The sequence below is a fragment of the Azonexus sp. IMCC34839 genome, assembly GCF_047047955.1.
Lineage (GTDB): Bacteria > Pseudomonadota > Gammaproteobacteria > Burkholderiales > Rhodocyclaceae > Azonexus.
On the sequence record NZ_CP150631.1, the window covers coordinates 2,306,955 to 2,333,808 of the forward strand.

At 61.2% G+C, this 26,854-nt stretch carries 24 protein-coding genes, 2 tRNA genes, 1 other RNA gene and 1 pseudogene; 21 read left to right on the top strand and 7 right to left on the bottom strand.

Annotated features, from left to right (window positions below; genetic code table 11):
• The first annotated feature begins 4 nt into the window (after positions 1-4).
• From ptsP to WIF35_RS11270, 3 genes are read left to right on the top strand one after another with little or no spacing between them, the layout of a single operon-like run.
• A complete protein-coding gene (gene ptsP, locus WIF35_RS11260; RefSeq protein ID WP_412478312.1) occupies positions 5-1,747 on the top strand; it encodes a phosphoenolpyruvate--protein phosphotransferase in 1,743 nt (580 codons plus the stop codon).
• Between the two features lie 39 nt (positions 1,748-1,786).
• Positions 1,787-2,617 carry a phosphate/phosphite/phosphonate ABC transporter substrate-binding protein gene (locus WIF35_RS11265; protein WP_412478313.1) on the top strand — a complete coding sequence of 277 codons (831 nt, stop codon included), beginning with the start codon at positions 1,787-1,789 and terminating at the stop codon, positions 2,615-2,617.
• Positions 2,618-4,516, top strand: coding sequence for an ATP-binding protein (locus WIF35_RS11270; RefSeq protein ID WP_412478314.1), 1,899 nt, complete (start codon positions 2,618-2,620; stop codon positions 4,514-4,516).
• Between the two features lie 52 nt (positions 4,517-4,568).
• Here the strand turns inward: WIF35_RS11270 and WIF35_RS11275 are convergent, their stop codons facing one another.
• The gene (locus tag WIF35_RS11275) at positions 4,569-5,141 is read right to left on the bottom strand and encodes a tetratricopeptide repeat protein (RefSeq protein WP_412478315.1); all 573 of its coding nucleotides are present in this window, start codon (positions 5,139-5,141) and stop codon (positions 4,569-4,571) included.
• Positions 5,142-5,297: 156 nt separating this feature from the next.
• Between WIF35_RS11275 and WIF35_RS11280 the strand changes: the two genes are divergently transcribed.
• The 3 genes from WIF35_RS11280 (at position 5,298) to WIF35_RS11290 (ending at position 8,751) form a co-directional block, all read left to right on the top strand.
• A complete protein-coding gene (locus WIF35_RS11280) occupies positions 5,298-7,352 on the top strand; it encodes a TonB-dependent copper receptor (RefSeq protein ID WP_412478316.1) in 2,055 nt (684 codons plus the stop codon).
• 70 nt (positions 7,353-7,422) lie between these two features.
• The gene (locus WIF35_RS11285; protein WP_412478317.1) at positions 7,423-8,004 is read left to right on the top strand and encodes a Crp/Fnr family transcriptional regulator; all 582 of its coding nucleotides are present in this window, start codon (positions 7,423-7,425) and stop codon (positions 8,002-8,004) included.
• 57 nt (positions 8,005-8,061) lie between these two features.
• Positions 8,062-8,751, top strand: coding sequence for a TonB family protein (locus WIF35_RS11290; RefSeq protein ID WP_412478318.1), 690 nt, complete (start codon positions 8,062-8,064; stop codon positions 8,749-8,751).
• A gap of 47 nt (positions 8,752-8,798) precedes the next feature.
• Here WIF35_RS11290 and ssrA read toward each other — a convergent pair.
• The 5 genes from ssrA to WIF35_RS11315 form a co-directional block, all read right to left on the bottom strand.
• Positions 8,799-9,104, bottom strand: a transfer-messenger RNA (tmRNA) gene (ssrA, locus tag WIF35_RS11295).
• A gap of 112 nt (positions 9,105-9,216) precedes the next feature.
• A tRNA-Met gene (locus WIF35_RS11300) sits at positions 9,217-9,292 on the bottom strand.
• A gap of 25 nt (positions 9,293-9,317) precedes the next feature.
• A tRNA-Gly gene (locus tag WIF35_RS11305) sits at positions 9,318-9,393 on the bottom strand.
• A 141-nt stretch (positions 9,394-9,534) separates the two neighbouring features.
• Positions 9,535-9,726, bottom strand: a complete 192-nt coding sequence (locus WIF35_RS11310; protein ID WP_412478319.1) for a hypothetical protein — start codon at positions 9,724-9,726, stop codon at positions 9,535-9,537.
• Positions 9,727-9,852: 126 nt separating this feature from the next.
• Positions 9,853-10,443: a riboflavin synthase gene (locus tag WIF35_RS11315; RefSeq protein WP_412478320.1), complete on the bottom strand. Its 591-nt coding sequence runs from the start codon at positions 10,441-10,443 to the stop codon at positions 9,853-9,855.
• Between the two features lie 128 nt (positions 10,444-10,571).
• Here WIF35_RS11315 and WIF35_RS11320 point away from each other — a divergent pair, with 128 nt between their 5' ends.
• The 5 genes and pseudogenes from WIF35_RS11320 (at position 10,572) to WIF35_RS11340 (ending at position 16,636) form a co-directional block, all read left to right on the top strand.
• Positions 10,572-11,714 (top strand): ABC transporter substrate-binding protein, encoded by a 1,143-nt coding sequence (locus WIF35_RS11320; RefSeq protein ID WP_412478321.1) that lies wholly within the window; start codon positions 10,572-10,574, stop codon positions 11,712-11,714.
• A gap of 80 nt (positions 11,715-11,794) precedes the next feature.
• Entirely contained in the window at positions 11,795-12,934 is a 1,140-nt protein-coding gene (locus WIF35_RS11325; protein WP_412478322.1) for an ABC transporter substrate-binding protein, read from the top strand.
• A 97-nt stretch (positions 12,935-13,031) separates the two neighbouring features.
• Positions 13,032-14,066, top strand: a pseudogene (locus WIF35_RS11330) (branched-chain amino acid ABC transporter permease); the annotation flags it as partial.
• 51 nt (positions 14,067-14,117) lie between these two features.
• Positions 14,118-15,878: an ABC transporter permease subunit gene (locus WIF35_RS11335; protein ID WP_412481243.1), complete on the top strand. Its 1,761-nt coding sequence runs from the start codon at positions 14,118-14,120 to the stop codon at positions 15,876-15,878.
• Entirely contained in the window at positions 15,878-16,636 is a 759-nt protein-coding gene (locus WIF35_RS11340) for an ABC transporter ATP-binding protein (protein WP_412478323.1), read from the top strand. The genes WIF35_RS11335 and WIF35_RS11340 overlap by 1 nt, the downstream gene beginning before the upstream one ends.
• A 15-nt stretch (positions 16,637-16,651) precedes the next feature.
• On the opposite strand, the gene WIF35_RS11345 is transcribed toward WIF35_RS11340, so the two are convergent.
• Positions 16,652-18,355 carry a response regulator gene (locus WIF35_RS11345; protein ID WP_412478324.1) on the bottom strand — a complete coding sequence of 568 codons (1,704 nt, stop codon included), beginning with the start codon at positions 18,353-18,355 and terminating at the stop codon, positions 16,652-16,654.
• A gap of 134 nt (positions 18,356-18,489) precedes the next feature.
• Between WIF35_RS11345 and mnmG the strand changes: the two genes are divergently transcribed.
• From mnmG to atpA, 10 genes are all read left to right on the top strand, one after another.
• Positions 18,490-20,376: a tRNA uridine-5-carboxymethylaminomethyl(34) synthesis enzyme MnmG gene (gene mnmG, locus WIF35_RS11350; RefSeq protein WP_412478325.1), complete on the top strand. Its 1,887-nt coding sequence runs from the start codon at positions 18,490-18,492 to the stop codon at positions 20,374-20,376.
• Positions 20,373-20,990 carry a 16S rRNA (guanine(527)-N(7))-methyltransferase RsmG gene (rsmG, locus tag WIF35_RS11355; protein WP_412478326.1) on the top strand — a complete coding sequence of 206 codons (618 nt, stop codon included), beginning with the start codon at positions 20,373-20,375 and terminating at the stop codon, positions 20,988-20,990. The genes mnmG and rsmG overlap by 4 nt, the downstream gene beginning before the upstream one ends.
• A complete protein-coding gene (locus tag WIF35_RS11360) occupies positions 20,987-21,748 on the top strand; it encodes a ParA family protein (protein ID WP_412478327.1) in 762 nt (253 codons plus the stop codon). Before rsmG ends, WIF35_RS11360 begins: the two co-directional genes overlap by 4 nt.
• On the top strand, positions 21,745-22,596 hold the full coding sequence (locus tag WIF35_RS11365) for a ParB/RepB/Spo0J family partition protein (protein ID WP_412478328.1): 852 nt from the start codon (positions 21,745-21,747) through the stop codon (positions 22,594-22,596). Before WIF35_RS11360 ends, WIF35_RS11365 begins: the two co-directional genes overlap by 4 nt.
• Before the next feature lie 115 nt (positions 22,597-22,711).
• Positions 22,712-23,053 carry an ATP synthase subunit I gene (locus WIF35_RS11370; RefSeq protein ID WP_412478329.1) on the top strand — a complete coding sequence of 114 codons (342 nt, stop codon included), beginning with the start codon at positions 22,712-22,714 and terminating at the stop codon, positions 23,051-23,053.
• A gap of 1 nt (position 23,054) precedes the next feature.
• Complete coding sequence (gene atpB, locus WIF35_RS11375) at positions 23,055-23,924, top strand: F0F1 ATP synthase subunit A (protein ID WP_412478330.1); 870 nt, start codon at positions 23,055-23,057, stop codon at positions 23,922-23,924.
• Positions 23,925-23,994: 70 nt separating this feature from the next.
• Entirely contained in the window at positions 23,995-24,243 is a 249-nt protein-coding gene (gene atpE, locus WIF35_RS11380) for a F0F1 ATP synthase subunit C (protein WP_027457100.1), read from the top strand.
• Between the two features lie 41 nt (positions 24,244-24,284).
• Positions 24,285-24,755 (top strand): F0F1 ATP synthase subunit B, encoded by a 471-nt coding sequence (locus WIF35_RS11385; RefSeq protein ID WP_027457099.1) that lies wholly within the window; start codon positions 24,285-24,287, stop codon positions 24,753-24,755.
• 5 nt (positions 24,756-24,760) lie between these two features.
• Positions 24,761-25,294, top strand: a complete 534-nt coding sequence (locus WIF35_RS11390) for a F0F1 ATP synthase subunit delta (protein WP_412478331.1) — start codon at positions 24,761-24,763, stop codon at positions 25,292-25,294.
• Between the two features lie 9 nt (positions 25,295-25,303).
• Positions 25,304-26,842, top strand: coding sequence for a F0F1 ATP synthase subunit alpha (atpA, locus tag WIF35_RS11395; protein WP_412478332.1), 1,539 nt, complete (start codon positions 25,304-25,306; stop codon positions 26,840-26,842).
• Positions 26,843-26,854 lie beyond the last annotated feature (12 nt).

Here is a 26,854-nt window from a genome sequence, read left to right on the forward strand (position 1 = left end):
CCCGATGAGCTTCACCCTGCACGGCCTCGGCGTTTCAGGCGGCATCGCTATCGGCAAGGCGATGCTGATGTCGCATGCGACGCTGGAAGTCGGTCACCTGACCGTCGCGCCGCGCATGGTCGACAAGGAAATCGAGCGCTTCGACGCTGCCGTGCTGGCCGTCAGGAACGAACTGAAGCAGATGAAGGAAACCACCGAGCACGCACCCGCCGAGCTGGCCGCCTTCATCGACATCCACAGCATGTTCCTGGAAGACTCGGAACTGGTGGACAAGCCACGCGAGATCATCCGCGAGCGCCGCTGCAACGCCGAATGGGCGCTGGTGCAGCAGATGGAGCACCTGGTCGACCAGTTCGAACAATTCGACGACCCCTACTTGCGTGAGCGGAAGTTCGACGTCGTGCAGGTGGTCGAGCGCGTCATCAAGGAACTGCTTGGCCACCCCGGCCGCGCCAAGCTGAAGGCGGCAAAGAGTTCGAAGGAAGATTCGCTGATCGTCGTCGCCCACGACATGTCGCCGGCCGACACCATCGCCTTCAAGGAACACCGTTTCGCCTCCTTCATCTGCGACGTCGGCGGCGCCACCTCGCATACCGCGATCCTGGCCCGCAGCATGGCGATCCCGTCCGTGCTCGGCCTGGAAACCGCCCGCGCGATGATCCGCGACGGCGAGCAGTTGATTGTCGACGGCCTGCGCGGCGTCGTCATCGTCAATCCCGATCCGCGCGTTCTTGAGGAGTATCAGCTCCGCAAGGAACAGATCGAGCTGGAGAAGACCAAGCTCAAGCGCCTGAAATCAGCCAAGTCGGAAACCATCGACGGTGTCGAAATCCAGCTTCAGGCCAACATCGAGTTACCGGGGGACGTACCGGTCGCGCTCGAATCCGGGGCCGAAGGCGTCGGCCTGTTCCGTACCGAATTCCTCTTTCTCGACCGCGGCGACATGCCGGACGAGACCGAGCAATACGAGGCCTACAAGAAGGTCGTGAAGGGCATGGGCGGCCGGCCGGTCACCATCCGAACCTTCGACCTGGGTGCCGACAAGGATCTCAAGCCCGAAGCCACCGCCCTCGATCGGGTCAAGACCAACCCGGCCCTCGGTCGCCGGGCCATTCGCCTGTCGCTGGCCGAACCACGCATGTTCCAGATCCAGTTGCGCGCCATCCTGCGCGCTTCGAAGCACGGGCCGGTGAAGATTCTGGTCCCGATGCTGGCGCATGCGCACGAAATCGACCAGACGCTGGCCGCCATCGAGCAGGCCAAGTCCAGCCTGCGCGGCGAAAAGATCGCTTTCGACGAGAACATCCCGGTCGGCGGCATGATCGAAATTCCCGCCGCCGCCCTGGCCATCGGCCTCTTCCTGCGCCGCCTCGATTTTCTCTCGATCGGCACCAACGACCTGATTCAGTACACCCTGGCCATCGACCGCTCGGACGAGCAGGTGGCCAACCTGTACGACCCGTTGCACCCGGCCGTGCTGATGCTGCTGGCCCATACCATCAGCAGCGCAGAAAAAGCCGACATCCCGGTGTCGGTCTGTGGCGAAATGGCCGGTGACCCGGACCTGACCCGCCTGTTGCTTGGCATGGGCCTACGCACCTTCTCCATGCATCCGGCACAGATTCTCAAGGTCAAAAACCGGGTTCTCAAGTCGGATGTCAGCGAACTGGCACCGTATGTCCGCAAGATCCTGCGCCTCGACGAACCGGGCAAACTGCAGGAAGCACTGGACAAATTGAATAATTAAGCAAAAACTATAAAAATATAAGCCTTTTTGGAGAAGTACATGCGACGCACATTCCTGCGCTGCGCATGGGGCGCTTTGCTGGCGTTCGCCGGGCTACCGGCAGGCGCCGCCGAGCCGGCGCCTTTCGTGCTCGGCGTGGCCCCCCACACCAGCGCCCGGGTCATCCTCGAGATGTATCAGCCGCTACGCCGCCATCTTGAAGCAGCGTTGAAGCAGCCTGTCGAAGTACAGACCGCCCCCGATTTCACTGAATTCGCCAAGCGCGCGCTGAATCAGGAATACGACCTGGCGATCACCACCGGCCACCAGGCCCGCCTCTATCAGACCGATGCCAGCTACCTGCCGCTGCTGACCTATCAGGCGGATTTCAAGGCCGTCGCCCTGGTTCCCAAGGAGAGCAAGATTCGCAGCGCCGCCGACCTGAAGGGGACGACGGTACTCGGCCTGTCGCCGACCTCGCTGGTCACCTTGTGGGGCCTGCATTGGCTGAAGACGCAGAAGGTTCCCGAGGTCAATGTACGCTACGTTTCGGCCGCGGACAGCGTCAGTCGCCAAGTGCTTTCCGGCGAAGCGAGCGCCGCCTTCACCTCCTTGGCCAATTACCAGAAGCTGCCGGCCGACCAGCGCGAGCAACTGCGCATTCTGGCCGAAAGCGAATCGATGGCCGGCCGGGTCTACATGCTGAACAAGCGGTGGATCAGCCGCCTGAACAGTATCGACAAGGCCTTGTGGGTTTTTGCCGCCTCGCCGGAGGGCAAGCAGTACTTCGAGCAGAACAAGCTCGACGGCTACCGCAAGCTGCGTTCGCGCGAACTCGAAGGGATGGACCCCTACGCAGCAGAAACCCGTCAGCTCATCCTCGGAAAATAAATGAAAGAATGGTTTTCCCCGCTGCGTTCGGTGCGCGGCCGCCTGCTGACGGTCGCCATCGTTGTCGAAGCGATCATGCTGACCTTGCTCGTCGCCAACAGCCTGCGTCTGTTGACCGAGCACATGGGCCGGCAGGCGCAGACGCACGTGGAGGAAATCGTCCCGGTCCTCTCCGCGGCCATCGTCGCACCGCTCGCCCAGCGCGACTATGCGACTGTGCAGGCGGTGCTCGATGAGAGTGCAGCCGTCGGCGGCATCGTCTATCTGGCCGTCACCGGCAACGACGGCAAGCGGCTGTCCAGTAGCGGCTGGCCCAACTCGATGCCCTTGCCGGCCCCGGATGCGCAGCTGAATATTTTCGACGACGAGAAACAGAAGCCGCGCTACGACATCGCCACACCCATCGTCAGCTACGGGCAGAAGCTTGGCACCCTGCACCTCGGCCTCGACCTGTCGCAGATTCGGACAGCCCATGCCCAGCTGTTCACCCAGGGTATCGGAATCGCGGCCATAGAACTCCTGCTGTCTGCCGGCCTGATGGGCCTGCTCGGCTACTTCCTGACCCGCCATCTGGGCGAACTCGCCCGCGCCAGCGAAGCCGTGCGCGCCGGTAACCTGACCCCGCCACCAGTACACGAGGGCCGCGACGAAATCGGGCGCCTGGGCATTACCTTCAACGCCATGTCGCGCGCCATTGCCGAACGGGTGGCCGAACTCACCGAAGCGCATGCCCAGCAGGTCGAACTGGTCAAGGCCGCCGAAGCTGGTGCCAAGGCCAAGGCGGCCTTTCTGGCGACGATGAGCCACGAGATTCGCACGCCGATGAATGGCATTCTCGGCATGACCGATCTCGCCTTGGCCACCGAACTGACCGCCGAGCAGCGCGAATACCTGACCTGGGTGAAATCCTCCGGCGACAACCTGTTGCGCGTCCTCAACGACATCCTCGACTTTTCCAAGATCGACGCCGGCCAGCTCAGCCTGGAAACCATTCCGCTGTCGCTGGGGCAACAACTTGACGCCGTCGTCGCCCTGCATTCCATCGCTGCCGAAGGCAAGGGCCTGCGCCTCCACTGGCAGGCCGAAACCCCATTGCCGGACAATCTGGCGGGCGATCCGGTACGGATCCAGCAAATCCTGAACAACCTGGTATCGAACGCCATCAAGTTCACCGAACATGGCGAGGTGGCCATCCATGCCAGCTGCGATGCCGAACCCGACCCGCAGGGTCAGCGCAAGGTGCGCTTCACCGTCAGCGACACCGGTATCGGCATCCCGGCCGACAAGCTCGACAGCATTTTCGATCCCTTCGCCCAGGCCGAGGATTCGACCACCCGGCGCTACGGCGGAACGGGGCTTGGACTGACCATCGTCGCCCGTCTGGCCGAACTGATGCACGGTTCGATCAAGGTCAGCAGCACCCCTGGCCAGGGCACCCGCTTCGACGTCGAACTCACGTTGGCCACCGCGAGCAAGCAGGCAGATCGCACCGTCGCTCTGGACCAGACCGAGGCGCAGCGCCGACTCTTCGGCAAGCGCGTGTTGCTCGTCGAGGACACGCCGGTGAACCAGAAAATCGCCGAAAAGCTGCTCACCCGTTACGGTTGCGAAGTCACCACCGCCAACAACGGCGTCGAAGCCCTGGAAGCAGCCACCCGGGAACGTTTCGACGTCATCCTGATGGACATGCAGATGCCGGAAATGGATGGGCTGGAAGCCACCCGCCGGCTGCGCATTATGAACGTGCAGGGCAAGGTCGCCTGCCTGCCGATCATCGCCCTGACCGCCAACGCCATGGCCGAGGATCGTGAGGAATGCCTGGCCGCCGGCATGGACGACTTCATCGCCAAGCCTTTCCGCGCCGACAACGTCATCTCGACGCTACTGCGCCACGTCTGACCCGTTCACGGCCGACTGCTGCGGTGCACTGCCCGAAAAGGGCAAAAACCGTTCAGCGCAGGCTATGTTCCGACGTTGCGCTAGCCAAGGTCGGCGCCACCGTCAAGCCGGCCCGCCGACGCAGATCGGCGAGTACCAAGGCACCATTCTGGCGCTGCGCAGCCAGAGTTTCCCGGCGATCGCGATCGTCGATCAAGGCCAGCGCCTGCTGGCGCCAGGCCACCATCTGGGGATCGTGCTCATGGTGCAGGTGATGCTGCAGATGGCGGGTAAACCAGCGATGCGCCTCCGCCGGGTCGGCGGTCACGCCTTGTCCCGTCTGATACATCAAGCCGATCTGAAATTGCGCCGGCTTGTCGCCGGCCTCGGCCGCCACCCGGTACCAGCGCATGGCCGCAGCGTAATCGAGCGGCACGCCATCGCCGTAATGGTGGATCACCGCAAGGTTGTAGGCGGCATCCGCCTGTCCCTCGCTAGCCCGGCGCTGCCAGATGGCGACAGCTTTTTCCGTCTCGCCGGCCTTGTGCAAGCGCGCAGCCAGGCGCATCTCTTCGGCTAACGATGGCGCCGCACTGGCACTGCAAAACCACAAAGCCAGCGATAGGGAGAGAAGAATTCGAATCATGGCGACCTCCGAGAAATCAGGCCTGCCACCCTAGCGCCAACCGCCCGTCAAAGGAATTAGACATATTGTCGCGCGACAATATGTCGCATTCCCCACCAGCCCTAAGTCCCCGACAATCGCGTGCTTTAGAAAAAGTTAATATTTAGGGAGAATTTCATGGGGAACCGCCTTCGGCCGCTGACTGCAGCCATCGCACTGGCTTTTTCCGGCACCCTGCCAGCCTTGGCCCAAACTGTCGTACTGGACGACGTCGTCGTCACCGCCGAGCGCATGGACGAGCCGCTCAAAATCGTCACCGACCCCAAGGCACCGCGCCAACCGATTCCGGCCCACGACGGAGCCGATTACCTGAAGACGGTCCCCGGGTTCAACGTGATCCGCAAGGGCGGTACCGACGGTGACCCGGTATTGCGCGGCATGGCCGGCTCCCGACTCAATATCTTGCTCGACGGCGAGCACATCCTCGGTGGTTGCGGCAACCGCATGGATCCGCCGACAGCTTATGTTTTCCCCGAATCCTTCGATCGCGTGACCATACTGAAAGGGCCGCAAACCGTTCTATTCGGGCCTGGCAACTCGGCCGGCACCGTCCTCTTCGAACGCGACATCCGGCGCTTCCAGCAAGCTGACTGGAAATTCAACGGTAGCCTGACTCTCGGCAGTTTCGGACGCAACGACCAAGTCATCGATGCTCGCGCCGGCACGCCGGATTTCTATGCTCAGATCAACGGCACCCGCTCCGACAGTGACGATTACAAGGACGGCGACGGCAATCGTGTCCATTCGCGCTACACCCGCTGGAGCACCGGTGCGGTTCTGGGCTGGACACCAAACGACAACACCCGCCTTGAACTGAGCGCGATCAAGAGCGATGGGGAAGCGGCGTATGCCGACCGGACCATGGATGGCACCAAGTTTTCGCGAGAAAACGTCGGCCTCAAGTTCGAGACCCGCAAGGTTTCTCCACTGATCGAGAAAATCGAGGCACAGGTGTACTACAACTACGTCGATCATGTGATGGACAACTACACCCTGCGCACCAAGCCCGCCGGCACCATGTACATGGTGAGCAATCCTGATCGTGAAACAACGGGGGCCCGCTTCGCCATTGGCCTGCGCCCGCTCGAATTGCTGCAAATCACCGTCGGCACGGACTACCAGCGCAACGTTCATACCCTGCGAAGCGCTTCAGGCAATTCGGCCCCCAGCGTAGACGGACTCGCTCGCACCGAGGATGCCAATTTCCGCAACGCTGGCTTGTTCGGTGAAGCCACCTGGCACCTGTCCGAGGCCTCCCGACTGATCGGCGGCCTGCGTGGCGACAGTTGGCGCGCTCAGGATCAGCGCGCAACGCTTCGCCTCGGCAGCGGCATGGGCGCGGTCACTGTCACAAATCCGACCGCCGGCAAAACCCGCACCGACACGCTGACCAGCGGCTTCGCCCGCTACGAGCACGACCTCGCCCCTGGCTCAACCTTGTACGCCGGACTCGGCCATAGCGAACGTTTCCCTGACTATTGGGAAAGCATCTCCGCCAGCAAGGAAAGTCTCAACACCACCAGTGCCTTCGACACCAAGCCGGAAAAGAACAATCAAGTCGATATCGGCTGGGTCAGAAACAGTGGACCACTATCGCTTTCCCTCTCCGGCTTCTACAGCGACATCGACGACTACATCCTGGTTCAATCCGGTGTCAGCAAAACCGGACCCAACCGTACCGTTTCGATTGTCCGCAATGTAGATGCTCATACCTGGGGTGGAGAACTGGGTGCCGCCTATCAGCTGACCGCCAACTGGAAGGTCGATGGCTCCATCGCCTACGTACGGGGTGAAAACGAGACGGACGGCACACCACTCGCTCAACTGCCACCACTGGAGGGACGCCTTGGCCTGACCTGGAACAGCGGGGCGTGGACGGTTGGCTCACTGCTGCGTCTTGTCGCCGGGCAGAATCGCTACGATGTAAACAAGGGCAACATCGTTGGCCAGGACCTCGGCCCGACCGGTGGATTCGGCATATTCTCGATGAATGCAAGCTACAAGCCGACCAAAGCAATCCGCGTATCGGCAGGTGTCGACAACCTTTTCGACAAGACCTACGCGGAGCACATCAGCCGTGGCGGCGCAGCGGTATCCGGCTACGATCAAACGTTCAGAGTTAACGAACCAGGACGTACCCTGTGGTTGAAAGCCCAACTTTCCTTCGACTGATCGTCGCTACGCAGGCTCTCAAACCCCGGTTTTGCAACCGGGGTTTTCACTTGCTTACGATCGCCTGAACATGCAAAAGCTCCCCATTGCTCCGGCCCCCCTCTCCCCAGCACAGGGGGTTGTCGCATATCCAGCCCAACATCGACTTTTCGAATCCGGTGCCGACGGCACCGCGTGGCGGGTTTGCAACGGCGTCATACGTCTCGACAAGATCAGCCAAGATGGTGGTTCAGATTACGCCGGTCTAGCCATCAGAAGCGACATTCTCGGCTGCGAAACACTTCTTCTCGGGCAATACTGTTTCCGTGCAACAAGCCTAACGCCCTGTACGCTTACACCCTGGCCTGACGATGCATCGTCAGACCCCGTTCGATTGATCGACTCCCTGAACCAAGCTCAACGACGCGCGGCCCAACTGATAGCCTTACGCGGTGGGCAAGCCGTCGAACGTGTCATTCAGTTGATAAAACTGCTTGTTGATGGAGAGGGTAGGGTCATACTGCCAACACGTCAGGACATCGCCGACATCACCGACCTGCGTTTCGAAACGGTCTCCAGACTGATCCATGGCCTGGTGCGGGATCGGGTACTCTCCCCGATCCGCATCGACGGGATTCACGCCACACGTAGCTTTACCCTGAACCCCGCTTGATCGGCTTTTCGCAAGCCAGATCAAAGTGGGTACCAGGAGATGATTTAAAATCGCCCCATGAACGCCGCTTGCCTCCAGGACATCCCGACGCCGCCAGAATGGCAGCGGAGTGGTCGTTTTTTATTGCTCGCCGCCGCCCTGCACGGAGCCGTCCTGTTCTATCCCCTGCAATTGGCCATCGGCAAGCTGGAAATTCCATTGCCGCAAACGTTGAGCGTACAGCTGCTCAACCCGGCACCGATGCCTGTCGCCCCCAAGCCGATCGCTCAACCGCCAGCGAACGAACCGCAGCCGCAAAAGGCCAAGCCACAGCCGGCGCACCGACCAATTCTCGCCATGCCGACTTCGGCACCGAGCGAACCCAACAGCTTCAAGGTACCGGAACAGCCGGCTACCCCGCCGGTAGTCGCCGCGGCACCCGCCGCAGTAACTGCCCCGGCGGCCCCGGGCCCAGCCGCTCCAGTGAGTGCAGCCCGCTTTGATGCCGCCTACCTGCACAATCCCGAGCCGAAGTATCCGCCGCTCTCGCGCCGCCTGGGCGAGGAGGGTAAGGTTCTGCTCAAGGTACGCGTGACCTCGGAAGGCCTCGCTGCTGCGGTGGACCTGGAAAAAAGCAGTAATTTCGAGCGCCTGGACGAAGCGGCCAAGCAAACTGTCGCCCGCTGGCGTTTCGTACCGGCCAAGCGCGGCGACCAGCCGATCGAGGCCTCGGTCATCGTGCCTATCGTCTTCCGGCTGGAAGGCTAGCCACGCTCCACTGCGGCGGCACCGAGCCGATAATCCGGAAACGGAAATGACGACGGGGACCGAAGTCCCCGCCGGCTGTCTTGGGTAATAAGGCTTCAGCGGCCCCAGCTATACCGTTTTAGGCGGCGATAGCAAATTGCTCATCGTTGGCAATTATGGATTTGCGCGGATTACGTCCGTCGCCTCTCGAGCTGCCTGCTCATCCTCATTCACCCCGTCGAAACCAGTACACCCCCCCTGTGGTGGAGGTGGCGGGAATCGAACCCGCGTCCGAAGCGCTTCCGACTCGCCGGAATTACAGCCATGTCTTGAATTATGGGGGCGGGCTAGCCGATTTTCAACAGCGACCAAGCCCCCAAGGCAACATTTTTTCCCGCGAATTCAAATTCACGGCCATGCCGAAGCCGTCGCCAAAAAATAAGGCAACAGAACATTTGAAACGGGGAAAATTCTTGGAAAATTGATTGGTTGCGGGGGCAGGACTTGAACCTGCGACCTTCGGGTTATGAGCCCGACGAGCTGCCAACTGCTCCACCCCGCGTCCGTATGCACAGCCAAATTTTGGCTGGAGCGGGAGACGAGTCTCGAACTCGCGACCTCAACCTTGGCAAGGTTGCGCTCTACCAACTGAGCTACTCCCGCATCTCGCTTTACCGAACCATTGATACCGCTCGGTGCGAAGAGGCCGGATTATACGATCAATCGCCGCTCTTGAAAAGAGAAGGAAAGAAAAAACCGGAATCCGCCTGGATTCCGGTTTCTCATTTTTGCCCTGAAACCCGCTCAGTGACGCACTGTGGAGAACTGCTCGGGCAACTGGTAAATCTCGATATGCTCGTCGAAATCGACATGCTCCACTTGCGGGAACCGGCGTTCGACACAGTGGCGCCGGTCATCCATGCCAACCGGCGGACCCCGATCTTCCATCCGGCGCTCGCTCCGGGCTCGACGCTCCAAGGGTTGCCTACTGGTCATCGGTTGTCTCCTTTCGCTTTTTATTCGCGAATTTCTGTAATTCCAGAATAGAGCATAAGCGACGGATTTACAAAGACAATCCTGGGTTATCCCCAGCCGGCGTTGCGTTTTGGAAAATCTCCCGCCTTAGCGTTCTGCGCTGAGCAGCCGCTCGCAATAACGGGCGATCAAGTCGACTTCAAGATTGACCTTGGCGCCGGCCTTGAGATGCTTCAGCGTCGTGTTTTCCAGCGTATGCGGGATCAGGTTGATCGTGAAGGTATCGCCAGTCACGTCGTTGGTGGTCAGGCTGGTGCCGTTGACCGTGATCGAACCCTTGCGCGCAATGAATTTGGCCAATTCTTCGGGCGCCCGAATTTCGAGCAGGCGGTTGTCGCCCACCGGGTTGAAACGCAGCACGTCACCGACGCCGTCGACGTGCCCAGAGACAAGATGCCCGCCCAAACGATCGGCCAGGCGCAGCGCCTTCTCCATGTTGATCTCGCCCGGCGCATCGAGGCCGACGGTACAGGACAGGGTTTCCGGCGACACGTCGACCATGAACTGATTGCCTTCCTTGGCGACCACGGTCAGACAAACGCCGTTGCAGGCAATCGAGTCGCCGAGCGCGACGTCGTCGAGGCCAAGGCCACCGGCTTCGACATGCAGGCGGAAGCCGGCTTCACGAGTCGTCAGATGGGTAATGCGGCCGACCGCCGCGATGATTCCAGAGAACATGACATCATCCATCGAGGGCAAAAAAAGGACTTTATCACGCCCCCTTGACTTACCGGCTTGCACAAAAGGCTTTTTCCCCATAGGGTTTTTATCTTTAGTAAATCAATTAAACAACGGGAGACTAAGGGATGAAAAAAACGCTGTTCGCCGCTCTATTGGCCGGTATTGGCAGCCAGGCAGCCATCGCCGACATCAACGTCGGCGTAACGCTTTCCGCCACCGGGCCAGCCGCATCGCTGGGCATCCCCGAGAAGAACACCATCGAACTGCTGCCCAAGACTATTGCCGGCCAGAAGATCAATTACATCGTGCTCGACGATGCGTCGGATACGACCACCGCCGTCAAGAACACGCGCAAGCTGATCGGTGAGAACAAGGTCGATCTCGTGATCGGCTCGACCACGACGCCGAACTCCCTGGCCATGATCGACATTGCCGCCGAGAACGAAACGCCGATGATCGCGCTGGCCGCTTCGGCCCGCATCGTCGAGCCGATGGACGACAAGCGCAAATGGGTCTTCAAGACGGCGCAGAACGATGCGCACATGGCCACCGCCATCGTCGAACACATGACCAACAACAATGTGAAGAGCGTCGCCTACATCGGCTTCGCCGACGCCTACGGCGAGGGCTGGTGGAACGAATTTTCCAAATTGGCCGAAGTGCGCAAGATCAAGCCGGTCGGCAGCGAACGCTTCAACCGGACCGACACATCGGTCACCGGCCAGATTCTGAAAATCCTCGCTGCCAAACCCGATGCCGTCCTGATCGGCGGGGCCGGCACTCCAGCCGCACTGCCGCAGCGCTCGTTGAAGGAAAAGGGTTACAAGGGCATCGTCTATCAGACCCACGGCGTCGCCAACAACGATTTCCTGCGTGTTTGCGGCAAGGATTGCGAGGGCACGGTGCTGCCGACCGGTCCGGTCCTCGTGGCCAATCAACTGCCCGCCGACAATCCAGTCAAGAAATCAGCGAGTGAATACGTCGGCAAATACGAGGCCGCCTTTGGCAAGGGCAGCGTCAATGCCTTTGGCGGCTATGCCTGGGATGCTGGCGTGCTGTTGGCCAACGCCGTACCCAATGCGCTGAAGAAGGCGCAGCCGGGCAGCCGGGAATTTCGTACCGCCCTGCGCGACGCGCTGGAAGCCACCCGCAACCTGGCGGCTTCGCACGGCGTCTTCAACATGAGCGCCAACGACCATCTGGGCTTCGATCAGCGGGCGCGCGTCATGGTGACGATCCAGGAAGGTGGCTGGAAGCTGGCCAAGTAAGTACAAACCCTGACACCGACGTGGATATGGGAAAGTTTTCACATGGTAAAATTCATCCTTTTGTTCTGGGGACAAACGACATGTTCAAGAAGCTGACCCTGGCTGTACTCGCTGCCGTTTCGACGGCGGCTCTGGCCGACATCAACGTCGGTGTTTCGGTGGCTGCTACCGGCCCGGCGGCTTCGCTCGGGATTCCCGAGAAGAACACCTTTGCCCTTCTGCCAACCAGCATCGGCGGGCAGAAGGTCAACTACATCGTCCTCGACGATGGTACCGACCCGACCAACGCGACCAAGAACATCAAGAAGCTGATCAGCGAGCACAAGGTCGACGTCGTCGTCGGCTCCTCGACAACGCCCAGTTCGCTGGCCATGATGGATGTTGCGGTGGACAACGAAACACCGCTGATTTCCATGGCCGGTTCCGCCATCGTCGTCGAACCGATGGACGCCAAGCGCAAGTGGGTCTTCAAGACCGCCCAGAACGATGCCCACATGGCCACTGCCATCGTTCAGCACATGACCGACAAGAACGTGCAGAGTGTCGCCTTCATCGGTTTCGCCGATGCCTATGGCGACGGCTGGTACAAGGAATTCGCCAAGATCGCCGAAGCACGCAAGCTGAAGATCGTCGCCAACGAGCGCTACCAGCGCAACGACACCTCGGTCACCGGCCAGATCCTGAAGATTCTCGCTGCAAAGCCCGATGCCGTCCTGATCGGCGGCGCCGGTACGCCGGCCGTTCTGCCGCAGAAGACCCTGAAGGAAAAGGGCTTCAAGGGCCTGATCTACCAGACGCACGGTGTCGCCAACAACGACTTCCTGCGCGTTGGTGGCAAGGATGTCGAAGGCGCCTTCCTGCCAGTCGGTCCGATGGTCGTCGCGGCCCAGTTGCCGAACGACAACCCGGTCAAGAAGTCGGCGCTGGAATACGTTTCCAAATACGAAGCCGCGCATGGCAAGGGTAGCGTCAGCTCCTTCGGCGGCCACGCCTGGGATGCCGGCGTCCTGCTGCAGAGCGCCATTCCGGTTGCCCTGAAGAAAGGCCAGCCGGGCACCGTCGAGTTCCGCCGCGCCCTGCGCGACGCTATCGAGAACACCAAGAATCTGCCGGCTGCACACGGCATCTTCAACCTCTCGGCCGACGACCACCAGGGCTACGATCAACGCGCCCGCGTCATGGTCACCATCGAAAACGGCGGCTGGAAGCTGCTGAAGTAAGCCTCGGCTGATCCCGGGAGCCGCCAAGGCGGCTTCCGGTGCCGCGCACCGCGACTACGGCGGTGCATTGATTCCCCCCCAAGACAAGTTCGGTCGCATGGACCTCCAGATTCTTCTTTTCCTCGGCCAGGACGGCATCACCAACGGCGCCATCTATGCCTTGCTCGCTCTCGCGCTGGTACTGGTTTTCGCCGTCACCCGCATCATCTTCATTCCGCAAGGCGAATTCGTTGCCTTCGGCGCACTGACCCTCGCCTCGCTGCAAGCCGGCCACGTTCCGGGTACGGTCTGGCTGTTGCTGGCCCTGGGCTGCGCCGTCAGTGTTCTGGAAGGCACCCACCTGTTGCGCGAACGCCGTTACGCCAAACTGCCGCCACTGCTGATCTTCAATATCGGCGCGCCGCTGCTGGCTGCTGCCGGATTGTTTGCCCTGCCGCCAACCCAATTGCCGCTATGGGCGCAGATCGGCATCGCGCTGGCCCTGGTCATTCCGATGGGCCCGATGGTCTATCGCATCGCCTACCAACCGCTGGCCAACGCCTCGGTTCTCGTCCTGCTGATCGTTTCGGTGGCCGTGCATCTGGCCATGATCGGCCTTGGCCTGCTTTTCTTCGGCGCCGAAGGTTCTCGCACGCCGGCTTTCACCGACATCAGTTTCGAATTGGGCGGCGCGCCGCTACAGGGGCAAACCATCCTGGTCGTCGTCGCTTCCGCCGTGCTGATCATCGGCATGTATTTCTTCTTCGAGCGTACCGTTTATGGCAAGGCACTGCGCGCCACCGCGATGAACCGCACCGGTGCACGCCTGATGGGCATTCCGCCGACCCTCGCCGGCAAGCTGTGTTTCACCCTCGCCGCCGCAATTGGCGCCTTCTCTGGCGTGCTGATCGCCCCCATCACCACCATCTATTACGACTCCGGTTTCCTGATCGGTCTCAAGGGCTTCGTCGGCGCCATCATCGGCGGCCTGGCCTCCTACCCGGTCGCCGCGCTCGGCGCCGTGCTGGTCGGCCTGCTCGAATCCTACTCATCCTTCTACGCCAGCGCCTTCAAGGAAGTCATCGTCTTCACGCTGATCCTGCCGGTGTTGTTGTGGCGCTCGCTGACAACGCACCACATCGAGGAAGAGGAAGAGAAGGGCGACGAGGCCGCTAGCGAAGCCAGCCGTTCGGGCAGCAAGCGCCTGCCGCGCCACCTGCCGTTGTTGGCGCTGATTGGCGTACTGGCCATCGCCCCCTGGGTACTGCCCGAATTCTCGGTCACCTTGCTGAACTACATCGGTCTCTACGCCATCGTCGCCGTCGGCCTCGTCCTGCTGACCGGCGTCGGCGGCCTGACCTCATTCGGCCAAGCGGCTTTCGTCGGGCTTGGCGCCTATACGACAGCCTGGCTGACCACCGTCCATGGTGTTTCGCCCTGGTTGACCCTGTTCATCGGCCTGGCCATCACCGCCGTGGTTGCCTTGTCGCTCGGCTTCATCACGCTGCGCATGGGCGGCCACTACTTGCCGCTGGCGACCATCGCCTGGGGCATGAGTCTCTACTTCCTGTTCGGCAACGTCGAATTCCTCGGCGGCCATACCGGCATCACCGGGATTCCCGCCGTTTCGCTGTTCGGTCTGGAACTGAAGAGTGGCAACCAGTTCTTCTACCTGATCTGGTTGATCCTGCTACTGGCCATCCTCGGCCTGCGCAACCTGCTCGATTCACGCGTCGGCCGTGCCATCCGCGCGCTCAAGGGCGGTGCCGTGATGGCCGAAGCGATGGGGGTCGATACCGCACGCACCAAGATCGTCATCTTCCTGATCGCCGCACTGCTGGCCAGCATCTCCGGCTGGCTCTATGCCCACCTGCAGCGTTTCGTCAATCCGACGCCGTTCTCGCTGACCCAGGGCATCGAATTCCTGTTCATGGCGGTGGTCGGCGGCATTGGCCACGTCTGGGGCGCCGTCCTCGGCGCCGGCCTGGTCACCGTCCTGAAGCAATGGCTGCAGGACATCCTGCCTGAGCTGCTCGGCCAGAGCGGCAATTTCGAGGTCATCGTCTTCGGCATCGCCATGGTGCTGATCCTGCAGCGCGCCCGCGCCGGCTTGTGGCCCGTCGTGCTGCGCTTCGTTCCCGGCAGCCAGGCCCAGCGCCAACTGCTGCCCGCGGAAAATCTCGAAAAACGGCAGTGCACCGCAGCAGGCACCCTGCTGCTCGATGCGCGCGAAGTCACCAAGCGTTTTGGCGGCCTGGTCGCCAACAACAACATGGCGTTGAGCGTGAAAGCCGGCGAGATCATGGCCTTGATCGGCCCCAACGGCGCCGGCAAGAGCACGATGTTCAACTGCATCTCGGCGGTTAATCCGGCATCCAGCGGCCACATCGAATTCCTCGGCCAATCGACGGCCGGCCTGGCCGCCCGCGATCTCGCCCGCCAGGGCATGAGCCGTACCTTCCAGCACGTTCGCCTGCTCGGTCAGATGACGGTACTGGAAAACGTCGCCATCGGTGCCCACCTGCGCGGCGACAAGGGTGTCATCGCTGCCGCCTTGCGCCTAGATCGCACCGAAGAAAACCGGTTGCTCGCCGAAGCCGCCCGCCAGATTGAGCGCGTCGGCCTGGCCGAGCACATGTTTGACCCGGCCGGCAGCCTGGCGCTCGGCCAGCAGCGCATCGTCGAGATCGCCCGCGCCCTGTGCTCCGATCCCTGCCTGCTATTGCTCGACGAACCGGCCGCCGGCCTGCGCTTCAAGGAAAAGCAGGCCCTGGCCGAACTGCTGCGCAAGCTACGCGCCGAAGGCATGGGCATCCTGTTGGTCGAACACGACATGGACTTCGTGATGGGCCTGGCCGATCGCATCGTCGTCATGGAGTTCGGTGAAAAACTCGCCGAAGGCCTGCCCGAGGAAATACAGAACGACCCGAAGGTACTCGAAGCCTACCTCGGGGGAGTCGAATGATGAGCAAGCATCCGCATCTGCACGAGCACGAGGTCATCCTCGACGTCAAGAATCTCACCGTCAGCTACGGTAAGGTGGAAGCCCTGCATGGCGTCGACCTGACCATCCGACGCGGCGAAATCGTCACCGTCATCGGCCCCAACGGCGCCGGCAAGACCACGTTGCTGTCGGCCCTGATGGGCCTGTTGCCGGCCCACGGCGACATCGCCTACCTTGGCCACCGGCAGGGCCGTGACCGCGAAGTCGAAGTACTCGTCCGCCAGGGCATGACGCTGGTCCCGGAAAAGCGCGAACTGTTCGCCGAAATGAGCGTCGAGGACAACCTGATGCTCGGCGCCTTCGACCGCTACCGCACCGGCCATCGCGACCACATGGAAACAATGGACGAGGTATTCGAGCTCTTCCCGCGCCTCGAAGAACGACGCAGCCAGCTGGCCGGCACCCTGTCCGGCGGTGAGCGCCAGATGCTGGCCATGGGCCGCGCCCTGATGGCCAAGCCCAAGCTGCTGATGCTCGACGAGCCGAGCCTGGGCCTCGCCCCGCTGATCATCAAGGAAATTTTCCGCATCATCGGCGAACTCAAGCAGACCGGCGTCGCCATCCTGCTCGTCGAGCAGAACGCCCGCGCCGCGCTGCAGATCGCCGACTACGGCTATGTGCTGGAAACCGGCGAGATCACCCTGGCCGGCCCCAGCCAGGAACTGGCTGCCGACCCGCGCGTGATCGAGGCCTACCTCGGTCTCGGCCACAAGCACTGAGGCGGGAAGCGCCGTTTATTTCTGCTCTTCGGCTTCGCTCGAGATGCCGTACTTGTGCGCCACCGCCATGTACAGCGCTCTGGCCGAAGCCACCTTCGGGCTCTTGCGATCCTTGCGCTGGGCGCGCTCCAGATAATTGCGCGCCTTAGCGGCCAGTTCGGCATCCCAGCCCTTCTGGTCCATCAGCGTGTAGATCGCCTTCGCCGCGTTGACCAGGAACTGCAGATTGGGCACCTGCTCGGCAGCCTGGATCAGCAGCTTCACCGAACCCTCGATGTCGCCGTTGCGCGCCGCCATGACGCCCTGGTTGTTCAGGTCAACGATCTGGCGATTGACCTGGGCGAGCAGCGCCTTGCCGGCATCCGATTGGCCGGTTTTCTCGAAGACGCTGTTGATATGGTCGAGCAGATGCGGGTCTTCGTTGTTCTCTGCGGCCACCTGGCGAAGAATTTTTTGCGCCTCGTCGCCCTTGCCTGTCGCATAACAAGCATGCGCCAGATCGATGGCCAGTCGTTGTGAGGCATGTCGGCCCCGCGTTTGCGCCTGCTCCTCGGCCTGGTCCTGCAAGGCCAAGGCCTGTTCGACCAGCGTCTGCGCCTTCTCCGGGGTGCCTTCCGCCGTCAGACAAAGGCTTTCCACGACCAGTGCAGCGACCTCGGCCTGCTTGTCGCCACGCAGTTCCCGCTTCATCTCGCTCGCCACCTTGCGCGAGGCCTCGACATTGCCGCGGTCAACCAGTACACGCGAAAGATTGGCGAAATCATCGACCGTCCGCAGGCTTGAACCCTTGCTCCGATCAATGACTCGCCCATAGGCTTTTTCTGCGGCAAGCAGATCCCCCGTCCGTGTCGCCACGTCGCCGACCAGGCGTTGCCGAATCGTGTTGTGTGGTGAGGCATCGGCCGCCCGCTGCAGAACCTGCTGCGCATCCTCCAGGCGATCCTGCGCCTCGTGCACCGAAGCCAGGAAATCGTATGCCGAGAGAAATTCCGGCGCCTCTTCGGTCACCTGTTCGGCCAGTCTTTCCGCCTCATCGAGGGCACCGCGGTCGCGCAAGGCAATGGCCAGACCCATCTTGGCCCACGGCACGACTCGCCCTTCCAGAACACGACGGAACACCTCTTCCGCCTCAGCCGTCCTGCCCAACTGGTGCAATAACTCGCCCTTGAAGCGCAGCGCGTCGTACATGTAGGCCGGTTGTTGCTGGATCACTCGGTCGCAGGCGGCAATCGCCTCCGGTAGCGAGCCGCGTTCGATCTGTTCGTAAATCTTGCGCAGCACATGCTTCTTGTAGATGGCCTTGATCAACCGTGCCTGCAATTGCTCGGCGGTAAACGGCTTGATCAGGTAATCGTCCGGCGCCAATTCGGCCAGCGCGACAACGTTGGTGTAGCTACGCTCGCTGGTGATGATCAGATATACCGTCGACAGCGGTATCAGGTGAGCGTGGCGCAGTTCCTCCAGCAGTTGTTGCCCGTCTCGCCCATCGTCCAGCACGAAGTCGGACAGAATGATGTCGAAGCGATTGCCTTTGACCTGGCGGATCACTTCGGCCGAATTACCGGCGCCATGCACCGCGGTCACACCAAGAGCGCCGAGCATCAGTCGCAAAGAATCCCGCGCCGGCGGGTGACGATCGACGATCAGAACCCGCTTTTTGGTCAGCGACTGCTGCAAAACCAACAGCATTTCCTCGTTGTCGAGGGCTGTGGTGCTCATTGTTTGAGAAGAACTCATTTTTAGAACTTACTTGAGTTCCTGATGAACGGCAAGCCATTCCGGAAAAACTTCGATTTTTCAGCGACCTGACGTAAAATCCGCCTCCCGATACTGCACTGCAACACGCCCTTTCCATGCTATATCCCACCCGTTTCGATGTCATCGTCGTCGGTGGCGGCCACGCCGGCACCGAAGCTGCGCTCGCCGCGGCGCGGGCGGGTGCGAACACGCTGTTGCTGACGCACAACCTCGACACGCTCGGGGCAATGAGCTGCAACCCCTCCATCGGCGGCATTGGCAAGGGGCATTTGGTGCGCGAAGTCGATGCGCTGGGCGGCGCGATGGCAGCCGCCACCGATGAGGCCGGCATCCAGTTCCGCATCCTCAACGCCTCGAAAGGTCCGGCCGTCCGCGCAACGCGCGCCCAGGCCGACCGCGTGCTGTACAAGCAGGCGATTCGTATGCGCCTGGAAAACCAGCCCAACCTGACCATCTTCGCCCAGGCTTGCGACGACCTGATCGTCGAAGGCGACAAGGTCTGCGGTGCCGTCACGCAACTGGGCATCCGCTTCATGGCCGAGGCCGTGGTTCTGACCGCCGGCACTTTCCTCAACGGCAAGATCCACGTCGGTCTGGAGAACTATACCGGCGGGCGCATGGGCGACCCACCCTCGGTGTCGCTGGCGGCGCGCCTCAAGGAGCTGAACCTGCCGCAGGGTCGCCTGAAGACCGGCACGCCGCCGCGCCTCGATGGCAAGACCATCGACTTCTCGGTCATGGAAGAGCAGCACTCGGACGATCCGCTGCCAGTCTTCTCCTTCCTCGGCAACGCCGCGCAGCACCCGAAGCAGTTGCCGTGCTGGATCACTGAAACCAACGAACGAACGCACGATATCATCCGCAGCGGACTGGACCGCTCGCCGATGTACACCGGCGTCATCGAAGGCGTCGGCCCACGCTACTGCCCGTCGATCGAGGACAAGATCCACCGCTTCGCCGACAAGAATCAGCACAACGTCTTCCTTGAGCCGGAAGGCCTGACGACGCACGAGATCTACCCGAACGGTGTGTCCACCAGCCTGCCCTTCGACATCCAACTGGCCCTGGTGCGCTCGATTCGTGGCATGGAGAACGTACATATCCTGCGTCCCGGCTACGCCATCGAATACGACTTCTACGATCCACGCGGCCTCAAGGACACGCTGGAAACCAAGGCCATCAACGGGCTCTTCTTTGCCGGCCAGATCAACGGCACGACCGGCTACGAAGAAGCTGCTGCGCAAGGCCTGCTCGCCGGCATCAACGCCGTGCGCTATGTGCGCGGCCAGGCCGGCTGGTGCCCGAAGCGCAACGAGGCCTATCTCGGCGTGCTGGTCGACGACCTCATCACGCGCGGCGTTTCCGATCCCTACCGGATGTTCACCAGCCGCGCCGAATACCGCCTGAGCCTGCGCGAGGACAACGCCGACCTGCGCCTGACCGAGCAAGGCCGCGAACTCGGTCTGGTCGACGATGCCCGCTGGGATGCCTTCTGCCGCAAACGCGACGCCATCGCCGCCGAGCAGGAACGCCTAAAATCCACCTGGATCAACCCGAAGATCACGCCCGCCGAGGACTGCGTCCGCGTCCTGGGCAAGGCCATCGAGCACGAATACAACCTGTTCGAACTGCTGCGCCGCCCCGAAGTCAGCTATCCGGCACTGATGACGTTGCCTGGCGCTGGCGAAGCACAGGGCGACCCTCTGGTGGTCGAGCAACTCGAAATCTCGGCCAAGTACCAAGGCTACATCGACCGCCAGGCCGAAGAAGTCGCCAGGGCCGCCAGCTACGAAAACATGGCTTTGCCGGCCGATCTCGATTACGCGACAGTCGCCGGCCTTTCCAACGAGGTCAAACAAAAGTTGACGCTGCACAAGCCGCAGACCATCGGCCAGGCCTCACGCATTCAGGGCATCACACCGGCCGCCATCTCGCTGTTGCTCATTCACCTGAAGCGCTTCAATCTCTCGAAGGCGGCATGAGCACAATTACCCTTGCTGCCGGCCTCGCCGAACTCGCTATCGACCTGCCGGACGACGCCCAAAAAAAGCTGCTGGCCTTCCGCGACCTGCTGCTCAAGTGGAACAAGACCTACAACCTGACCGCGCTGCGCGATCCGGAACAGGCGATTCCGCTCCATCTGCTCGATTCGCTGGCCATCCTTCCGCACGTCGGTGACGGCGCACTGCTCGATGTCGGCAGCGGCGGCGGCCTGCCGGCCATCCCGCTCGCCATCGCCCGACCGGAACTATCGGTATCCATGGTCGATACGGTGCAGAAGAAGACGACCTTCCTGCAACAGGCCGTCATCGAGTTGGGATTGACGAATGCTGCGGTGTACCACGCCAGAGTCGAAAAAATGAGCGGCCAGTACGCACAGATTTCGTCGCGCGCCTTCTCCGAACTCGGTCTGTTCGTCGAACTGACGCGCCACCTTCTCGCGCCCGGCGGGCGCTGGCTGGCCATGAAGGGAGTCCGTCCCGACGACGAGATCGCTTCCTTGCCCGCCGACATCTCGGTTGAGGCTATCATTCCGCTCACCGTACCTGGCGTCGACGCCGAACGACATTTGATCATCATGAAAGCGGGCTCATGAAAGTACTCGCCATCACCAACCAGAAAGGCGGCGTCGGCAAAACGACGACGGCCGTCAATCTCGCCGCCTCGCTCGCCGCCGAAGGCAAGCGCGTCCTGCTCATCGACATGGACCCGCAGGGCAATGCCACCACCGGCGCCGGCATCACCAAGAAAGAGGCCTTGCCGACGGTGTACCAGCTGCTGATCGGCGCGGCGACTCTGACCGAGGTCTGCCTTAACACCGCCTTCGCATTCGATGTGCTGCCGGCCAACCGCGAACTCGCCGGTGCCGAGGTCGAACTGATCGAACTCGACCAACGCGAATACCGCTTGAAGAACGCGCTGCACGCCAACCGCGAGCAGTACGATTTCGTGCTGATCGACTGCCCGCCCGCCCTCAACATGCTGACCGTCAATGGTCTGGTGGCCGCGGATTCAGTACTCATTCCAATGCAGTGCGAGTACTACGCGCTGGAAGGTCTGTCCGACCTCGTTGAAACGCTGCGCAAGGTGCGTCATCACCTCAATCCCCGACTGGAAATCGAAGGTTTGTTGCGCACCATGTACAACCCGCAGAGCACGCTGACGCAGCAGGTGTCGAACGAACTGGAAAGCCACTTCGGCGGCAAGGTCTACAGCACCATCGTGCCGCGCAACGTCCGTCTGGCCGAGGCACCGTCCTACGGCAAGCCGGTCATCGCTTTTGACAAGAACTCGAAGGGCGCGCAGGCCTATGTCTCGCTCGCCAAGGAAATCCTCGAAAGGGCCGCTCAATGATCAAGATGAAAGGACTCGGCCGCGGCCTGGATGCGCTGCTTTCCGGTAGCGACAAACCACAGGGCGACGAACAACGCAATCTGCCGGTCGAACGCCTGCGTCCGGGCAAATACCAGCCACGAACCCAGATGGACGAGGCCTCGCTCGCCGAATTGGCCGCATCGATCAAGGCCCAGGGCATCATGCAACCGATCCTGGTTCGCGCTGTTGATGCCACACCCGGCGCCGAGCGTTATGAAATAGTCGCCGGTGAGCGCCGCTGGCGTGCAGCCCAACTGGCCGGCCTGAGCGAAGTCCCGGTACTGGTACGCAGCATCCCCGACGAACAGGCGCTGGCCATGGCACTGATCGAGAACATCCAGCGCGAAAACCTCAACCCGCTGGAAGAAGCCCAGGGTCTGCAGCGCCTGATCGACGAATTCGGCCTGACCCACCAGCAGGCGGCGGATGCCGTTGGCCGCTCGCGTCCGGCCGCCTCCAACCTGTTACGTCTTTTGCAGCTGAGTCCGGCGGTTCAGGAACTGTTGATGACCGGTAAGCTCGACATGGGCCATGCCCGCGCCCTGCTACCGCTCAGCGGTGGTCAGCAAGTCGCAGCTGCACAACAGATCGTGCAAAAGGGTCTGTCGGTACGCGAGGCAGAGCGCCTCGCCCAGCATCTGCTCAACCCACCGAAAAGGGCTACGCCGGCACCGGTCGACCGCGATCTGTTACGCCTGCAGGAAGAACTTTCCGACAATATCGGTGCTGCTGTTGCTATTCGCAGCAACAAGAAAGGCGCTGGCAAAATCACCATCGAATTCAACGATCTGGACCAACTCGAAGGAATCCTGGGGCGCCTGCGCTAACTGGTTGACGCAAAAAGGGACTTACGGGAAAACCCGTATTTTTCATTGACGTTAAAACCCCAGGTCTTGTATCATTTAAGTCTGTGTGGCAAGTCGGTAGACGAGTGCAAGCACCATGTACAAAGCAATTTTTCTGCAATTTGGTGCAGCAGTAATAACAGCGCTCGGGGCCGGCATGATCGCAGGAATGCGGGGGCTTGTTTCGGTTGGGTTTGCGGCATTGGCCGCCATCGTGCCCAATCTACTGTTCGCCATCCGCCTGTCGATGGTGAATAACCGCCCCGGCGCATCGTACGCGGCGAACTTCTTCATCGGCGAATTCCTCAAGATCGGCGCCACCATAGGAATTCTGGCAATCGCCATCAAGGGTTATCCCGAGATGCACTGGCCCAGCATGTTGATTGGGCTTGCGGTTGTTCTACATGCTGGTTTTTTAGCGTTTTGGAAGAAGCCCTGATATGTCTACCGAAGCAGGCCACGAAGCAGTAGCGAACGCGCCGACCGCCGGCGAATACATCGTTCACCACCTTACCCATTTCAACACCACCGGTCATGCCCAGAAGGACATCATCGACTTCAGCGTTCTGAACGTCGACACCCTGTTCTTCTCGCTGCTCATGGGCGTGCTTGGCCTGTTCGTCATGTGGCGTGTCGCCAAGAGCGCGACCTCGGGCGTTCCCGGTCGCATGCAGGCTGCCGTCGAGATCGTTCTCGAGATGGTCAACGAACAAGCCAAGGGTATCGTGCATAGCGCTGAATCCCGCAAGGCCGTTGGCCCGCTGGCCCTGACCGTTTTCGTCTGGATTTTCCTGATGAACTCGATGGACTTCCTGCCGCTGGACGTCCTCCCGAACATTTGGCAAGCCATCACCGGCGACCACCACGCCTACCTGCGCATCGTCCCGACCGCCGACCTGAACGGCACCCTGGGTATGTCGATCGGCGTTCTCCTCGTCTGCCTGTACTACAACATCAAGATCAAAGGCTTCGGTGGCTGGATGCACGAACTCTTCACCGCTCCGTTCGGTAGCCACCCGCTGCTCTACCCGGTGAACTTCGCCATGCAGATGATCGAATTCCTGGCCAAGACCGTTTCCCACGGCATGCGACTGTTCGGCAACATGTACGCTGGCGAACTGGTCTTCATGCTGATCGCGCTGATGGGCGCTGCCTGGGCGGGCACCGCCACCGGCGTGTTCCTGTTCGCCGGCCACGTCATCGCTGGTTCGATCTGGGCGATCTTCCACATCCTGATCGTTGCCCTGCAAGCTTTCATCTTCATGATGCTGACCCTGGTTTACATCGGTCAGGCTCACGAAGCGCACTAACTAAGTAGCACCCCGGTTTCTTTGTAGTTTATTTTTGTTTTACTTACTTTAACCTTAGCAAGGAGTTGTCATGGAACACGTTCTCGGTTTTGTTGCTCTGGCTGCCGGCCTGATCATTGGTCTGGGCGCTATCGGTGCCTGTATCGGTATCGGTCTGATGGGTGGCAAGTACATCGAAGCTTCCGCCCGCCAACCTGAACTGATGAACGCCCTGCAGACCAAGATGTTCCTGCTGGCCGGTCTGATCGACGCCGCCTTCCTGATTGGCGTTGGTATCGCCATGATGTTCGCCTTCGCCAACCCGTTCAAGCTGGTCTAATCGATCCTCTTCCCATCAACCCTTTAGAAGAGGAATAGACCGTGAATCTGAACGCAACGCTGTTTGCACAGCTCGTTGTGTTCTTCATTCTGGCGTGGTTCACGATGCAATTCGTGTGGCCGCCCATTGTGAAGGCGCTCGACGAGCGTGCGAAGAAGATCGCGGATGGTCTGGCTGCTGCCGAACGCGGCAAGCAGGATCTCGAACTGGCCACCAAGCGCTCCACGGAAGCTCTCCGTGAAGGCAAGGAAAAGGCCGCCGAACTGATCGGCAATGCTGAAAAGCGCGCTGCTCAACTGATCGAAGAAGCCAAGGTTAACGCCAAGGCCGAAGCCGACCGCATCGTTGCCGGTGCCAAGGCTGAAATCGAACAGGAAGCTGTCCGCGCCAAGGAGCAATTGCGCGAACAGGTGGCGACTCTGGTCGTTTCCGGTGCAGAAAAGATTCTGCGTCGCGAGATCAATGCCCAGGCACATGCCGACATTCTGGCTACGATCAAACAGGATCTGTAAAGCTTATGGCTGAATCCGTCACCATCGCTCGCCCCTACGCCGAGGCCATCTATCGCGTGGCCAAGGAAACCGGGGCCCAGGGCATCTGGTCGCAGCGCCTGCAGAAGCTCGCGCTGATCGCCCAGAATGGGGACATGGCTTCGGTCATGGGCAATCCCCAGCTCTCCGCTGAGCAGGTTGCCGCTCTCGTTATCTCGCTGTGCGACGACAACGACGCCGTTCTCGGCAACTTCGTTCGTACCCTCGCTGAAAACCGGCGTCTCGCACTCCTGCCGGAGATTTCCCGGCTTTTCGATCTGGCCAAGAGCCAGGAAGAAGGGGTCAAGGAGGCGGTGGTGCATTCCGCATTCCCCATTGACGACACGCAAGTTGCCGCCCTGCTCAAAGAGCTGGAAGGCCGCTTCGCTACCCGCCTGACCGCTCGCGTCGAAGTCGACCCGAGCCTGATCGGTGGTGTGCGTGTCGCCGTCGGTGACCAGGTGCTGGATGCTTCAGTCCGCGGCAAACTCGATGCCATGGCCGTGGCACTGAACAACTAGGAGAATTTCATGCAGTTGAATCCTTCCGAAATTTCTGAACTGATCAAGAGCAAGATCCAGAACCTGCAAGGCGCATCGGAAGTGCGTACGCAGGGCACCGTGGTTTCCGTCACCGACGGTATCTGCCGCGTGCATGGCTTGCAGGACGTCATGCAAGGTGAAATGCTCGAATTCCCGGGCAACACCTTCGGCATGGCACTCAACCTCGAACGCGATTCCGTCGGCGCTGTGGTTCTCGGTGAATACGAGCACATCTCCGAAGGCGACACCGTCAAGACCACTGGCCGCATTCTCGAAGTGCCGGTCGGCCCGGAACTGCTCGGCCGCGTCGTTAACTCGCTGGGCCAGCCGATCGACGGCAAGGGTCCGATTAACGCCAAGCTGACCGACAAGATCGAAAAGGTTGCACCGGGCGTTATCTGGCGTCAGTCTGTTTCGCAGCCGGTGCAAACCGGCCTGAAGTGTGTTGACTCCATGGTTCCGGTCGGTCGTGGCCAGCGCGAGCTGATCATTGGCGACCGTCAGACCGGCAAGACCGCCGTCGCCGTCGACGCCATCATCAACCAGAAGGGCAAGAACCTCTTCTGTATCTACGTTGCTGTTGGCCAGAAGGCTTCCACCATTGCCAACGTCGTTCGCAAGCTCGAAGAGCATGGCGCGATGGAATACACCATCGTCGTCGCCGCTTCCGCTTCGGAATCCGCCGCTCTGCAGTACCTGGCTCCGTACGCCGGCTGCACGATGGGTGAATACTTCCGCGATCGTGGTGAAGACGCTCTGATCATTTATGATGACTTGACCAAGCAAGCTTGGGGCTACCGTCAGGTTTCCCTGCTGTTGCGCCGTCCGCCGGGCCGTGAAGCTTACCCGGGCGACGTCTTCTATCTCCACTCCCGCCTGTTGGAGCGCGCCGCTCGCGTTTCCGCCGACTGGGTCGAGAAGCTGACCAACGGTGAAATCAAGGGCAAGACTGGCTCCCTGACCGCTCTGCCGGTCATCGAAACCCAGGCTGGTGACGTTTCCGCCTTCGTTCCGACCAACGTGATTTCCATCACCGACGGTCAGATCTTCCTGGAAACCGACCTCTTCAACGCTGGTATCCGTCCTGCGATCAACGCCGGTATCTCCGTGTCCCGCGTCGGTGGCGCCGCTCAGACCAAGCTGATCAAGAAGCTCGGTGGTGGTGTTCGTCTGGCCCTGGCCCAGTACCGCGAACTCGCTGCGTTTGCCCAGTTTGCTTCCGATCTCGACGAAGCAACCCGCAAGCAGCTGGAGCGTGGCCGTCTGGTGACCGAGCTGATGAAGCAGCCGCAGTACTCCCCGATGAGCATCTCCGAAATGGCCGTCACCCTGTACGCAGCCGACAAGGGCTACTTCGACGACGTCGAAGTCAAGCGCGCGCTGGAATGCGAAAAGGCCATGATCAGCTACCTGAAGGCCAACTGCGCCGACGTCATGAACACCATGGAGTCGACCGCTGACCTGAACGCTGATACCGAAAAGGCTCTCGCCGCCGGTATCCAGGCTTTCAAGGGCACCTGGGCCTGATCTTAGGAGAAC

What these genes read in the sequence shown, in the direction of transcription:
- ptsP (WP_412478312.1), top strand. Translation starts at nt 5, where the DNA reads ATGAGCTTCACCCTGCACGGCCTCGGCGTTTCAGGCGGCATCGCTATC.
- WIF35_RS11265 (WP_412478313.1), top strand. Translation starts at nt 1,787, where the DNA reads ATGCGACGCACATTCCTGCGCTGCGCATGGGGCGCTTTGCTGGCGTTC.
- WIF35_RS11270 (WP_412478314.1), top strand. Translation starts at nt 2,618, where the DNA reads ATGAAAGAATGGTTTTCCCCGCTGCGTTCGGTGCGCGGCCGCCTGCTG.
- WIF35_RS11275 (WP_412478315.1), bottom strand. Translation starts at nt 5,141, where the DNA reads ATGATTCGAATTCTTCTCTCCCTATCGCTGGCTTTGTGGTTTTGCAGT.
- WIF35_RS11280 (WP_412478316.1), top strand. Translation starts at nt 5,298, where the DNA reads ATGGGGAACCGCCTTCGGCCGCTGACTGCAGCCATCGCACTGGCTTTT.
- WIF35_RS11285 (WP_412478317.1), top strand. Translation starts at nt 7,423, where the DNA reads ATGCAAAAGCTCCCCATTGCTCCGGCCCCCCTCTCCCCAGCACAGGGG.
- WIF35_RS11290 (WP_412478318.1), top strand. Translation starts at nt 8,062, where the DNA reads ATGAACGCCGCTTGCCTCCAGGACATCCCGACGCCGCCAGAATGGCAG.
- WIF35_RS11310 (WP_412478319.1), bottom strand. Translation starts at nt 9,726, where the DNA reads ATGACCAGTAGGCAACCCTTGGAGCGTCGAGCCCGGAGCGAGCGCCGG.
- WIF35_RS11315 (WP_412478320.1), bottom strand. Translation starts at nt 10,443, where the DNA reads ATGTTCTCTGGAATCATCGCGGCGGTCGGCCGCATTACCCATCTGACG.
- WIF35_RS11320 (WP_412478321.1), top strand. Translation starts at nt 10,572, where the DNA reads ATGAAAAAAACGCTGTTCGCCGCTCTATTGGCCGGTATTGGCAGCCAG.
- WIF35_RS11325 (WP_412478322.1), top strand. Translation starts at nt 11,795, where the DNA reads ATGTTCAAGAAGCTGACCCTGGCTGTACTCGCTGCCGTTTCGACGGCG.
- WIF35_RS11340 (WP_412478323.1), top strand. Translation starts at nt 15,878, where the DNA reads ATGAGCAAGCATCCGCATCTGCACGAGCACGAGGTCATCCTCGACGTC.
- WIF35_RS11345 (WP_412478324.1), bottom strand. Translation starts at nt 18,355, where the DNA reads ATGAGCACCACAGCCCTCGACAACGAGGAAATGCTGTTGGTTTTGCAG.
- mnmG (WP_412478325.1), top strand. Translation starts at nt 18,490, where the DNA reads ATGCTATATCCCACCCGTTTCGATGTCATCGTCGTCGGTGGCGGCCAC.
- rsmG (WP_412478326.1), top strand. Translation starts at nt 20,373, where the DNA reads ATGAGCACAATTACCCTTGCTGCCGGCCTCGCCGAACTCGCTATCGAC.
- WIF35_RS11360 (WP_412478327.1), top strand. Translation starts at nt 20,987, where the DNA reads ATGAAAGTACTCGCCATCACCAACCAGAAAGGCGGCGTCGGCAAAACG.
- WIF35_RS11365 (WP_412478328.1), top strand. Translation starts at nt 21,745, where the DNA reads ATGATCAAGATGAAAGGACTCGGCCGCGGCCTGGATGCGCTGCTTTCC.
- WIF35_RS11370 (WP_412478329.1), top strand. Translation starts at nt 22,712, where the DNA reads ATGTACAAAGCAATTTTTCTGCAATTTGGTGCAGCAGTAATAACAGCG.
- atpB (WP_412478330.1), top strand. Translation starts at nt 23,055, where the DNA reads ATGTCTACCGAAGCAGGCCACGAAGCAGTAGCGAACGCGCCGACCGCC.
- atpE (WP_027457100.1), top strand. Translation starts at nt 23,995, where the DNA reads ATGGAACACGTTCTCGGTTTTGTTGCTCTGGCTGCCGGCCTGATCATT.
- WIF35_RS11390 (WP_412478331.1), top strand. Translation starts at nt 24,761, where the DNA reads ATGGCTGAATCCGTCACCATCGCTCGCCCCTACGCCGAGGCCATCTAT.
- atpA (WP_412478332.1), top strand. Translation starts at nt 25,304, where the DNA reads ATGCAGTTGAATCCTTCCGAAATTTCTGAACTGATCAAGAGCAAGATC.